The organism is Rhodococcus sp. 14-1411-2a (assembly GCF_002259485.1).
GTDB lineage: Bacteria > Actinomycetota > Actinomycetes > Mycobacteriales > Mycobacteriaceae > Rhodococcoides.
Genome location: NZ_NPGA01000014.1, coordinates 20,756 through 33,592, shown reverse-complemented (window position 1 = coordinate 33,592; position 12,837 = coordinate 20,756). Strand labels below are relative to the sequence as shown.

Annotated in this window: 7 protein-coding genes; 1 reads left to right on the top strand and 6 read right to left on the bottom strand. The window is 65.4% G+C overall.

What is annotated here, in order from left to right; translation table 11 throughout:
- Nucleotides 1-154: 154 nt before the first annotated feature.
- On the top strand, nucleotides 155-1,126 hold the full coding sequence (locus tag CH291_RS11080; RefSeq protein ID WP_068054628.1) for a hypothetical protein: 972 nt from the start codon (nucleotides 155-157) through the stop codon (nucleotides 1,124-1,126).
- Between the two features lie 159 nt (nucleotides 1,127-1,285).
- Here CH291_RS11080 and CH291_RS11075 read toward each other — a convergent pair whose 3' ends face one another.
- The 6 genes from CH291_RS11075 to CH291_RS11050 form a co-directional block, all read right to left on the bottom strand.
- Nucleotides 1,286-2,830, bottom strand: coding sequence for an acyl-CoA carboxylase subunit beta (locus CH291_RS11075; protein WP_094638927.1), 1,545 nt, complete (start codon nucleotides 2,828-2,830; stop codon nucleotides 1,286-1,288).
- Between the two features lie 3 nt (nucleotides 2,831-2,833).
- Nucleotides 2,834-7,921 carry a polyketide synthase Pks13 gene (gene pks13 / locus CH291_RS11070; RefSeq protein ID WP_094687487.1) on the bottom strand — a complete coding sequence of 1,696 codons (5,088 nt, stop codon included), beginning with the start codon at nucleotides 7,919-7,921 and terminating at the stop codon, nucleotides 2,834-2,836.
- Between the two features lie 43 nt (nucleotides 7,922-7,964).
- Nucleotides 7,965-9,863, bottom strand: a complete 1,899-nt coding sequence (gene fadD32 / locus CH291_RS11065) for a long-chain-fatty-acid--AMP ligase FadD32 (protein ID WP_068054333.1) — start codon at nucleotides 9,861-9,863, stop codon at nucleotides 7,965-7,967.
- A 181-nt stretch (nucleotides 9,864-10,044) separates the two neighbouring features.
- A complete protein-coding gene (locus CH291_RS11060) occupies nucleotides 10,045-11,043 on the bottom strand; it encodes an LLM class F420-dependent oxidoreductase (RefSeq protein ID WP_094687486.1) in 999 nt (332 codons plus the stop codon).
- Between the two features lie 207 nt (nucleotides 11,044-11,250).
- Nucleotides 11,251-12,204: a cutinase family protein gene (locus CH291_RS11055; protein WP_094671288.1), complete on the bottom strand. Its 954-nt coding sequence runs from the start codon at nucleotides 12,202-12,204 to the stop codon at nucleotides 11,251-11,253.
- Between the two features lie 12 nt (nucleotides 12,205-12,216).
- Nucleotides 12,217-12,765 (bottom strand): DUF732 domain-containing protein, encoded by a 549-nt coding sequence (locus CH291_RS11050; protein WP_094671290.1) that lies wholly within the window; start codon nucleotides 12,763-12,765, stop codon nucleotides 12,217-12,219.
- Nucleotides 12,766-12,837: the final 72 nt, after the last annotated feature.

Below are 12,837 nucleotides of genomic sequence, written 5' to 3'. Positions count from 1 at the left end.
CATCTGCCGGCCCTAACATCCGAGCCCGACAATGTTTGGCAACTCGCGACTGGTGAAGGCCAATCCATCCACAGACTGGTCGACCATCCACAGAGAGGCTGCGACAGCACCTGAACGCGACAAACGTGTCGGTGCCGGATTTCACTCTTCGGGCATGAAAAGACGATTGTGGAACGCAGGTTCATTGTTCGACCTCAGCTCGACCGGCGTCGTGACGCGTCGGCAGCTTCGCGAGGCGGGCGTGAGTGACGCAGCGATCGACAGCAGATGCGCGGCCGGCGGTCCGTGGCAGCGATTGCTGCCGGGTGTCGTACTGCTGCGCAACGGTCATCCGTCGACGCTCGAACGCTCAGCGGCGGCGCTCGCATACGGCGGACCGACGAGCATGATCACCGGCTGCGTCGGACTCGATTCGTTCGGATACGGGACCAACGGATCCGCCGGGGAGGTTCATCTGCTGCTACCCGCAGAGATGCGTCGGGCATCGGTGTCTTTCGTCCGAGCAGAGCGGACGTGGCGGATTCCCGAGCCGATCACCAAGGGCAGCATACGAGTTGCTCCTCTGGTGCGTTCATTGGTCGACGCCACACGGGCCGCGAAGTCCGAGGCACGGTGCGTCGCCTTGCTGACCGAGGTGCTCCAACGAGGCGGCGTGTCCATCGACGAGATCGCCACCGAATTGGCCGAAGGGCCGCGCCGCTACAGCGCGCTCACCCGCCGCGTACTTCTGGAGTTAAGGGACAACGCGCACTCGGTGGCAGAACTCGAGGACCAACGCCTGTACCGAACCAGCGGGCTGCCAGCGATGACGCACAACTGCGACATCTATGCTCGAAGCGGAGAGTTCATCGCCAACACGGACGGCTGGATCGACGCCGTGGCGCTGGCACGTGAAATCGATTCCGTGACCCACCATCTGTCACCAGCCGACTACCAGCGCACACAAGCCCGACGCAATCGAATGCAGGCGCACGGCCTGATCGTCGTGTCCCATTCACCGCAAGACATCCGCGATCGGCCGACACAGGTGCTCGAAGACTTACGGAGGAACTTCCAGCACGCTCTCGCCAGACCACGACCGGATGTGGTGATGGTGCCGCGTGAATCTACCGGTGCCCGCGCGTGAATGAACCATCGCATGCGTCTCGGCAGTGCAATGGTCCATCGACGCCGAGTCCACCCCACGTGGATGAACCATTGCATACGTCTGGGCAGTGCAGTGGTCCATTGACGCGAACGGGAGCGAAGCGACCCCCGCGAGGGCTGGGGCACCACTTCAGTCCGCCTAAATCGGAAGCAACGAGTGTTTCCGTGGACTCTTGTGCACTTCCTTGTCTTTCAGGATGTGCAGGGCCTTGCGAATTTCGAGGCGCGTTTGCGAGGGCTCGATGACCGCGTCGATGTAGCCACGCTCGGCGGCGATCCAGGGCGTTGCCACGTGTTCGTTGTAGAAGTTGATGAGCTGCTTGCGCAGGGCCGGTGCATTTTCTCCGGCCTCGGCGAGTTGTTTGCGACTCATGATGTTGATGGCACCTTCGGCACCCATGACGGCGATGCGGGCGGTCGGCCAGGCGAGGTTGATGTCGGATCCGAGCTGCTTGGAGCCCATCACCGCGTATCCACCGCCGTACGACTTACGGATCACCACAGTCAGTTTCGGCACCGTCGCTTCGACGAACGAGAAGATGAAGCGGCCACCACGATGGATGACGCCGAGGGTCTCCTGGTCGACGCCGGGCAGGAAGCCGGGTGTGTCGACGAGGAAGATGATCGGAATGTTGTAGGCATCGCTGAGCCGGATGAAGCGGGCGCACTTGTCCGCTGCCTTGGCGTCGAGTGCTCCGGACAGGTGCATCGGCTGATTGGCCACGATTCCCACCGGCCGGCCGTCGACGCGGGCGAAACCTGTGATGACATTCGGTGCCGTCTGGCCCGAGAGTTCGTGGAATTCACCGTCGTCGAAGATGCGCAGGATGATGTCGTGCATGTCGTAACCGGCGTTGTCGGCGTCGGGCATGAACGAGTCGAGCTTGCGATCGGATTCGGTGATCTCCGGCTCGAGCCCCGGGTTGATCACCGGCGACTCTTCCTGGCAGCTCGACGGCATGTAGCTCAGGTAGTTCCGGATCCACTCGAACGCAGCCTTCTCGTCCGCTGCCACATGGTGCACGTTGCCGTTGACAGCCTGGACGCGCGCACCGCCCAGTTCGTCGAGGCTGACGTCCTCACCGGTGACGGACTTGATGACCTCCGGGCCGGTGACGAACATGTACGCCTCTTCGGTGGCGACCACGATGTCGGTGTTGATCGGCGCGTACACGGCCCCGCCGGCACACTTGCCGAGGATCAGGGAGATCTGTGGGCACAGACCGGACAACGCCTCGTGGCGTCGACCCAGCTCGGCGTACCAGGCCAGGGACGTCACCGCGTCCTGCACACGAGCTCCACCGGAGTCGTTGATGCCGACGACCGGGCAGCCCATCTTGATCGCGAAGTCCATGATGCCGGCGACCTTACGACCGAACATCTCGCCGACGGTTCCGCCGAACACGGTCTGATCGTGCGAGAACACCGCGATCGGGCGGCCGTCGACGGTTCCGTGGCCGGTGACGACGCCGTCACTGTAGAGCGCGCCGGGATCGTTCGGGGCCTTCACCAGTGCGCCGATCTCGACGAAGCTGCCGGGATCGAGCAACGAATTGACGCGATCGCGGGCACTGGGGATGCCCTTCTTCGCGCGCTTCGCTACGCCGATGTCGCCGGCCGGCTCCTTGGCCTGTTCGAGCTTCGTCCGTAGTTCGGCCAGCTTCTCCGCAGTGGTGCCACTCAAGATCTACGCTCCGGTTCTTGCAGACTCGATGTTCTCGAGCGTCTTCGACAAATGGGCCGCAATTTTTCCAATGTACGGCTCGTCGACGACGGCGAGGTGATCGCCTCCGACGTACACGATCTCGAGGTCCTCGACCACCGGTCCCCATCCACCGTGCTCTTCGCGGGTGGCGTACGCGGGCTCGAGGGCGATCGCGTCGTCGTGGTACTTGTCGGCCATGTACAGCGTCACGTGCCCGCCGTACTTCTTGAGCTCGGCCGTCTGGATCGCCCGATTGTCGAGCCACGACGTACGCTGGTGCTCGATGATGCCGCCGGGGATCTTCGCGCCGCTGAGCTTCACCAGATCGGTGATGATGCGGATCTGCCCCTCGTCGTCCGAGTCCACCAACTTGTCGTACGGAATCGGGTAATCGACGTTGTACGTCTTCTTCGCGAACGCCGCGTACCGCTCCCAGCGCTTACGCACCTCGTCCTTGGTGTCCGGGATCTGTGTGCCGGGCATGACGGTGTCGAGCAGCCCGACGTAGGCGACCTCGATGCCCTCTTCCTCCATCTGCCGCGCCACCTCGTAGGCGAGGATGCCGCCGAGCGACCAGCCGACGAACACGTACGGTCCTTCGGGCTGGATCGCCTTGATCAGCGGCACGTACTCCGCGGCTCGTACGGCGATGGGTCCTTCGACGCGCTCGAGTCCGTACATCGGAGTGCCCGCAGGCAGCTTCCTCAGCAAGGGCTCGTAGGCGACGGTGGAGCTACCGGCCGAGTGGAACGCGAACACCGGTGTGGCGGTGGATCCTTCGGGGCGGGCACGCAGATTGCGTACGACGCCGTCGATCTCACCGTCCTCGAGGTGCGGGCGAACCTTGTCTGCGAGCTGTTCGATGGTCTCCGAGTCCAGGACGTCGTCGAAGGTGATCTCGCCGCCGGCCCGCTCGGTCAGACGAGCAGCCAGCTTCTCGGCAGTCTCGTCGTCGAGGATCGGCAGGGTGTTGAAGATGCCCTTGGCCGATTCCTTCGTCACCACAGCCCATGTCGCGAACGTCATCCGCTCGGCATTGTCGCGCGGAGGCACGTCGGATCCGGCGGCCTCGGCGAAGGCTTCCTTGCCACCCAGGTCGGTCTGCGCGGCGGCAGCTACGGCCGGAGCAGGCTGATACTCGGCGCTCGGAACCGTTGCTTCCGGCGTTGCGATGGCAGTGTCCAGAGCTTCTTCACGAGCACCTGCGCCGTTCTCGGCAGCCTGCTCGGCCGCCTTCTCCGCCGCCTGCTTGTCGGCCAGTGCCTGCACCTCGTCGCGGTTCTCGATCGCGTAGCGCAGGTACTTCTCCACCTCACGCAGGTTCGCGTCGCGCACGGCCTGCAATTGCACTGTGGGGATATCGAATTCGTACTCGACCCGGTTCTTGATGCGCACGGCGCTGAGCGAATCGAGACCGAGTTCGATCAGCGGAACCTCGGGCGGCAGATCCTCGGGCGCGTAGCCCATGGACTCCGCGACGATGACGGCCAATCGATCTTCGAGCTTCTGGTTGCCGTTGGGATCCCAGCGATCCCCGAACGTCTCGACGACCTCCGGCAACTCCTCCATCGGTGACGAGCTCTGCTGTTCCACGGCCACAACGGGTTCCGGACGCACATCACCGGAGGTGACGACGGCCTCGTGCAGCAGCGTGAACGCCGAGCCCTCGTGCGCGTGCACCTGCACCGACGCGCCACCGAGGTGCGAGGCCAACGTGGTGACGACCGTGCCCGCCTTCGGCACGGCGGCGTGGGAGACCGAAACACCCAGGGCCACATCGGAGAACACCTGCGATGCGGCAGCCGTGACCAGTGCATCGAAACCGGCGACGGCCGACGCCTGGACCTCCCACACGTGGCGGCCGTCCGGCAATGCGACTCGGGCACCGGGAACTCGCGCGTTGCCGCCGGAGCTGACCTGCGAGTTCAGCCAGAACTCCTTGCGCAGGTACGCGGTACGCGGTATCGGCGCGTACGGGCCGGACTCGAACAGCGTGGCCAGTTCCAGGGCGTGCCCGTGGACGTAGAGCTGCGCCAGCGCGGAGAGAAAGGTCTCGGACTCGTCCTCCTTGCGCTTGAGCGTCGGGATCAGAGTCGAATCGGCGACGCCTGCAGCCCAGGCCGTGGCGGCGACGGACATCAGCGCGACAGGGTTGGGAGCAAGCTCGACGAACGTCGTGTGACCGTCTCCCACAGCGACATTGACGGCCTGAGTGAACCAGACCGGATGACGCATTCCCTTGGTCCAGTACTCGACGCCGTGAATCGCCGCATGCCCGACGCGATAGTGGGCCTCGCGATCGACCGACGAGTAGACCCCGGCAGTGAGCTTGCCGGGTTCGATTCCGGCGAGTTCGGCGGCCAACTCACCGAGCAGGACATCCACTGCCGCGGTGTGTCCGGCACCCTTGACGTCGAGCAGGCGGGCCATCTTGCCTGCGGCCTCGGCCATTTCGACGAGGGCCTCGACCTCGGCGCGTGGTCCTCCGACGGTGGTGTGCGTCGGTGCTGCGTAGACGCAGGGTTCGACGTTGGGGAATTGATCGGTGAGGGTCTTGACCTCGTCGGGGGTGTACTCGACGAGAGCCATGGCACCCTGCGATGCGGCTCCGAGTCCGTCCTGGCCCTCGGCCAGCAGGCGCGAACGGGCGTAGATGATGCGCACTGCGTCTTCGAGGTTCAGGCCACCGGCAACGTATGCCGCCGCGACCTCGCCCATCGAGTGTCCGATGACGGCAGCCGGCTCGGCACCGTGCGCGCGAAGCGTTGCCGCCAGGGCGATCTGGATGACGAAGATGGCGACCTGGGAGTTCTCGAACTCGTAGGTCTGCGAGTCGTCGAGGATGATCTCGCGGATGGAGTAACCGGCCTCGTCGACGAGCAGTTCGTCGACCTTGTCGACCTCGGCGGCGAACACCGCGTTGGTGCGGTAGAGCCGCGATGCCATCTTGCGGTGCTGCGAACCGAAGCCGGAGAACACCCACACCGCCCCGTTGGACGCGGGCGAATCTGCCGAGAACACACCGGGGCCCGGCTTGCCTGCGGCGATGGCGCGCAATCCGGCGATGGCCTCGGCTGTGGTCGACGCCAGAACCACTGCGCGCGAACGCCCGTGGTTGCGGCGAGCCAACGTGCGGCCCACGTCGACGAGAGGCGTCGTGCTGCCCTCTTCGGTTTCGAGCCAGTCGGCCAGTTCCGATGCGGCCCGCTTACGACGCGAGGGCAGGGCCGCGGACACAGCGAGAATCACTGTCTCCGAACCTGTTTCAGCGTCGGACAGTACGGTCTCGGCCTCGGCCACCGGATCCGTGGTCTCGACCTCCGACACGACGGGTTCGGGCTCGGCGACGATCGGCAGTTCCTCACCGGCCACATCGGTGAGGCCCTCGACGAGAACGGCTTCCGGATCCACAGCCGCCGGATCGAATGCGTCTGCGGTCTCGCCCGGGACGTACTCGCGGACGACGACGTGCGCGTTGGTGCCACCGAATCCGAAGCCGGAGACGCCTGCGACGGCCTTGCCGGTGTACCGCGGCCAGTCGGTGGCCTCCGGGATCACCTTCAGGTGCGCCTTGTCGAAGTCGATGTACGGGTTGGGGCCCACGTAGTTCAGCGACGCAGGCAGCTTGTTCTGCTGCATCGCCAGGACGACCTTGATCAAACCTGCTGCGCCTGCGGCCGATTCGAGGTGTCCGAAGTTGGTCTTCGCCGATCCCAGCAGGGCCGGCTTGTCGGCGTCGCGACCACGGCCGACCACACGACCGAGAGCGTCGGCCTCGATCGGATCGCCCAGAATGGTTCCGGTGCCGTGCGCTTCGATGTAGTCCACGCCCGACGGGTTGATACCGGCGTCGCGGTAGGCGAACCGCAGCGCGTCGGCCTGTGCGTCCGGGTTCGGTGCCAGCAGACCGTTGGACCGGCCGTCCTGGTTGATCGCGGAGCCGGCGATGACGGCAAGCACCTGATCACCGTCGCGCTCGGCATCCTCGAGTCGCTTGAGGACGACGAGTCCGCCGCCTTCGGAGCGGATCATGCCGTTCGCGTCCGAGGAGAAGGCCTTGATTCGGCCGTCCGGCGCGAGCACACCCGTCTGACCGAATCCGACGGTGATGGGCGGCGCGAGCAGCATGTTGACGCCACCGGCAACGGCCAGATCGGATTCTCCGGTACGCAGACTGCGTACCGCCTGGTGCACGGCGACGAGCGACGACGAGCACGCGGTGTCGACGGCGATCGACGGCCCGCGGAAGTCGTAGAAGTACGACACTCGGTTGGCGACGATGGCGGTGGACGTGCCGGTGAGGGCATACGGGTGCACGGCCGGGTCGCTGACGGCGATGAGCTGGTAGTCGTTGGAGGAGCTGCCGATGAAGACGCCCACCTGGCTGCCCTTGATCGAGCTGGCCGGAATGTGCGCGTGCTCCAACGCTTCCCAGGTCAATTCCAGCGCGAGCCGCTGCTGCGGATCGACGTTGACGACCTCGTTGGGCGACATCGCGAAGAACTCGGCGTCGAAGGTCTTGACGTCGTCGAGGTAACCGCCCTTGGTCACCGTCGCGGCCACCGCGGCAGCGATGACGGGATCGGAGGTGAATTCCTGCCAGCGGCCGTCGGGCAGATCGGTGATGCCGTCGCGGCCCTCGATCAGCAGCGACCACATCTCTTCGGGAGTCTGTCCGGTACCAGGGAACCGGGAGGACAGGCCGACGATCGCGACGTCGTGCGCATCGCCCGACTGTCCGCCGCTGGTGTAGAACGCGTCGTCCACGGTGCCGACGGGCTCGTCCGGCTCGCCTTCGATGATGATCTTGGCCAGCGACGCGATGGTGGGGTGCTGATAGACGACGGTGGCGGTCAGCGTGACCCCCACCAGCTCCTCGATCTCGCCGCTCAGTGCGACGGCATCGCGAGAGGACAGACCGAATTCCTCCATCGGGCGGTCGTCGGAGATGGCCGACGCCGGCTGCCCGGTCGCGTCCGCAACCCAGTTGCGCAGCCAGTCCCGCAGCTGCGCAACCGTGAGGTCCCCGCCGTCCACGCGCTCGATTTTGTCTGTCTCTTGTTCAGCCATTACTCACCAAGTCGTATCGGAGGAAGAACGGAGGATGCGTCCGTCAGTCGGGCAGTTCTGCATCCGGGAAGGCCGTCTGCTGGTAACCGCCACGCAGCGTGCCCTCGATGTACGCGGCCTTGCAGGCGCGTCGAGCGATCTTGCCGCTGGACGTACGCGGAATGGAACCGGCCGGGACGAGCAGGACGTCGCGCACGGTGACCCCGTGCCGTGCCGATACCGCGGTACGCACCTCGTCGGCGATCGGAGCCGGGTCTGCCTTGCCCGAGCCGGGTGCACGCTCGGCGACGATGACGAGCTGCTCGGAGCTGTCGTCGGAGTCCTTGGTCAGGGCTGCGCCGCTGAACTCGAACACGATGTCCGGGAGCTGGTTGAGCGGTACGGCGAAGGCCGCGACGAAGCCGGGACGCAGTGCCTTGCTGGCTTCCTGAGCCGAGAACTCGAGGTCCTGCGGGTAGTGATTGCGGCCGTCGACGATGACGAGGTCCTTGACGCGACCGGTGATGTAGAGCTCGCCGTCGTGGTAGACGCCGAAGTCGCCGGTACGCATCCAGTTGCCACCCTCGGGAGCGCCCTCTGCGTGCGAGCCCTCGGAGTTGCGGTGGACGAGCTTGTTGTGGAAGGTCTCCGTGGTCTCGGTCTCGCGGCCCCAGTAGCCCTTGCCGATGTTCTCGCCGTGCAACCAGATCTCGCCGACGTGCTCGTCGGCAACCTCGGTGGCGGTCTCGGAGTCGACGATGGCAGCCCACTGGCTGCGTGCGACGGTTCCGGTGGACACCTGCGGGATGGCACCGGGGGCGTCGGGGGCGACGACGACGAAGTTGCCTGCGTTGAGCTCGACGCGGTCGACGTAGACGACCTTGGCCTCGTCGGCGTGCTTGCTGGTCGAGACGAACAGGGTCGCCTCCGCCATGCCGTAGGACGGCTTGATCGCGGACTTGGGCAGTCCGTAGGGGCCGAACGCCTCGTTGAACTTCTTCATCGACGACGTGGTGACGGGCTCACTGCCGTTGATCAGACCGATGACGTTGGACAGGTCGAGGCTCTCGCCGTTCTTCGGCAATCCACGCTGGGCGGCATGCTCGAACGCGAAGTTCGGTGCTGCCGCGAAGGTGCCTGCGCCGTCGGAGACAGCTGCGAGTTCCTTGATCCAGCGCCAGGGCCGCTGCACGAAGGCGCGCGGGCTCATGATGGTGATGTACTTGCCGCCGAGCGCCGGGAGGATGACGGTCAGCAGGCCCATGTCGTGGAACATCGGCAGCCAGGTGACGCCGCGGGAGTCGTGGTTGATCTCCATGCTGTCGACCATCTGCAGCGCGTTGACGCCCACTGCGCGGTGCGTGATCTCGACGCCGGCCGGCGTCCGCGTCGAGCCGGAGGTGTACTGCAGATACGCAATGTCGTCGAGCCCGGCTTTGGGCTCGACCCATGTCTCACCGACGCTGTCCGGGACGGCGTCGACGGCGATGATCCGGGGACGCTCCGCGGCGGGCAGGGCGCGGAAGAACGCGCGCACGCCTGCGGCCGAGTTGCTCGCGGTGAGGATGGCGCTCGGCTTGCAGTCACCGAGGACGGCATGCAGGCGGTCGGTGTGGCCCGGCTCGTCGGGATCGAACAGCGGCACCGCGATGGTGCCCGCGTAGATCGCACCGAAGAAGGCGATGACGTACTCGAGGCCCTGCGGTGCCAGGATCGCCACTCGATCACCGGGCTGGGTGACCTGCTGCAGGCGAGCCGCGACCGCTTTGAGGCGAGTACCGAACTCGGCCCAGGTCAGCTCGTGAGCCTCGCCGTCACGTTCCCGGGAGTAGTCGACGAACCGGTACGCGAGCGTGTCGGAATTCTCCTGCACGTTCACCTCGACGTGGCGGACGAGCGTCTGCCCTTCCCCGATGGTGATGTGGCCGTTCTCATCGATGAAATCATCGAACGTGTGGCTCATTACTTCAATCTCCTCCGACACGAATCCGCTGCCACACAGCCTGCGTGACCTGGGCCCGCACCACCGGCTGCGTGCATGCAGACACCGAACAGCGTTTTATGTTACTGACTAGTAGCTCTTACGGTGTCGGTTTGGCACCTGGTTTGAAAGGCCAGCTACATGGTACCGACACGCGCCTGCGTCACTCGCCTTTCAGCAAGTCGACAACCGGCGCGAATGCTTCCATTTGAGTAGGGAAAACCCCGACATAGGACATCGTCGTCCGCGCGCGAACGTTACGGATCTGATCGGCAATTTCCTCGTATGTCCCGAATGCGAGGTACGGAGACGACAGGATGTCCTCGACGGTGAGCTTGACGTCGACGTCCACGTTCGGCGGATAGCCGTTGTCGAGTGCCGCCAGCGCCATCTCGGCCATCTGTTCACGGTCGTCGGTGACCACGATCGTGGTGATGGCCCAGTTCAGTTCGATGTCGTCGAACCGATCGCCCGCGGCCGCGCGAATGAGCTCGACTCGCTCGAGGGTCTTCTCGATGGTCATGCCCGAGAGCAACAGCTTGCCCTCCTTCGAGGTGCTCGGCACCACGGAGATGATGTCGGCATGCTTGGCCGCCAACGCGAGCATCTTCGGACCGCCACCGCCGATGCAGATCGGAGGACGCGGTCCCTGCCGCGGCCGAGGACTGCCCTTGAGACCGGTGATCGTGTAGTGCTTGCCCTCGAAATTGCATTCCTGACCGCGCAGCAGCACGTCGAGAATTTCGAGCGTCTCTTCCAACTTCTCGATGCGCACGCCCGGGCGGTCGTACGTGATGCCCGCCTTGTCGTACTCCTCACGCATCCAACCGGCGCCGAGACCGAGTTCGAGCCGCCCGCCCGACAGCACATCGATGGTGGCCGCGTCCTTGGCCAGCACAGCCGGATGCCGGAAGCCGTTGGCCAACACAGCGGTGCCGAGCCGAATCTTGTCGGTGGCGACGGCGAGCGCGCCGAGTGCTGCGATGGGACCGACCTGGTTGCCCAGGTGATCGGGAATCATGAAGCTGTCGTAGCCCAGTTCCTCGGCCTGCTGCGCCAGCTTGATGAACTTCCGAGCCCCGCCCTCCTCGGCGTTTCCCTCTCCGCCCGCAGCGAATCGGAATTTACGCGGCCCTGGGGTCGCGGCCTCGGCGGAACTCATCTATTGCTCTCCTCGGAGTGTGGAGCGGTCTTGTTTCGGGTGGCGAGAGCAGCCCGGCCGGGGCCGATCTGCGCAGGTCCAAGGCGCCACTCTAGCCGCTGGCCCGATGCGATCACACCGGCTGGGGGTTTCCGGACCCAGGTTTGTGCCCGGCAATAGATCGCCACACGTCGCGTTGTGACGTTTCCGTTATATAAGCGTCAGCGCTCACGAATGCGGGGGCGTCGGGGCGTTCTCGATCAGTCCGGCGGCCCACGAAGCGGTCCACTGAGTAGCCGTCGTACCGGATTCGTCGACGACGAAACTGTTGTACGACGCATGAACGGGGTTGCCTGCAGCACCGATCAGAATCTGGATGCTCTGCGGAATGTTGCGCAGCGACAATCCATCCGACGGCGACGAGCAGATCAGATCGCCGGCAGCACAGATCTGATTGGTCCGGTCGTCGAGCGCACCGAAGCCACCTTCCCGACGCCCCGTCATCGTGATACCGGGCAGGTCGAGTCCGCCGAGCGCAACCTCGGCACCGACGCCGTCGAGCGGGGCCGGAACATCGGTGCCGGAGACGCCGTCGCGTCGGCCATCGGCGATGAGGGTGACGCCGAGAACACGATCGGCGGAAATGGGACCGTTGCCCGCTCCGATGTCCGCTGCGATGTCGCCGGAGATGACCGCGCCCTGAGAGAAGCCGGCGAGGACGAAATTGGTCAACGGGCAACGCGCGCTGACATCGGTCATCTTCTGCACGGCGACGGCTTTGCCCTGGGTGCGGCTGTTGTTGTAGGACTCCTGGCCGTCCGGCGGCAGCGCGATGGGATTCGAGAACTGCGCCACGTACGGCACGGTGTAGACGTCCGCTCGCGAGCCGGGGAACTGCTCCTGCAACGGGCGAGTGACGTTGAGCATCAACGACACCGGATTGGCCGTCGGGTTGTACGGATCGTCGGTGGCAGACGACTCCCAGGTACCGGGGATGGCGATGACCTGAACGTCGGGGCAATCGGCCGGCTGCGACGTCGGCTCCTCGGGGCCCGGAGGCACCGGAATTCCCGGTTCCTTCGGCAGCCTTCCGGCAAGCAGGTACCAGAGGGCGACGATGATCAGACCGATGATCGCCGCAACGGCGATCACCGGAAGAATCCTGCGCTTACGCTTGGCCATCACCGTGGATCTCTACGGCCTGCAGTACGTCGCCTGCGCGGCGGCGATGTAGGTCTGAGCCGCCTGCTGAGCCTGCGTCTCGCTCATCTGGGTTCCGGAGGCGCTGGCCTCGACGCCGACGTTCGCCGTGACGAAGGTCGAGATCTCCTCGGCCGTGACGCCCTGCGCCTGCGCGGCACAGATGTAGTTGGCCGTCGAGACCGCGATGTCGCCGTTGCCGGCCGGGGTGATGCCCTGCTTCCTCAACTCGTCCAGGAAACTCTGACCGCGGTCGTCGATCTGACTTTCTGTCGGCCCCGGGAAATCGTCCGGGACGGGCTGAGGCTGCTCGGGCGGCGCAGTGGCCGCCTCCCCCGGACTCGTGGTCGGCGCAGCGGTGGTGGTGCTCTCTGCAGCCGACGTCGTCGAACTCGCCTCGGTCGTCGTCTCGACGGCCGAGGTGGTGCTCGTCGGCGCTCCGGTCGCCGTCGAGTCGTCACTCCCGCAGGCCACCAGCATCGAACTCGCCGCAACGGCGAACACACCGAGCGACAGAGTCCTGGTGAGGGAATTACGCGTCATCGATCGAAATCCTTCGGTCGTCGGGTTCGCAGGCGAGAGTACCGCCGCGCTCTGTGAGAACTCTGAGCTGCT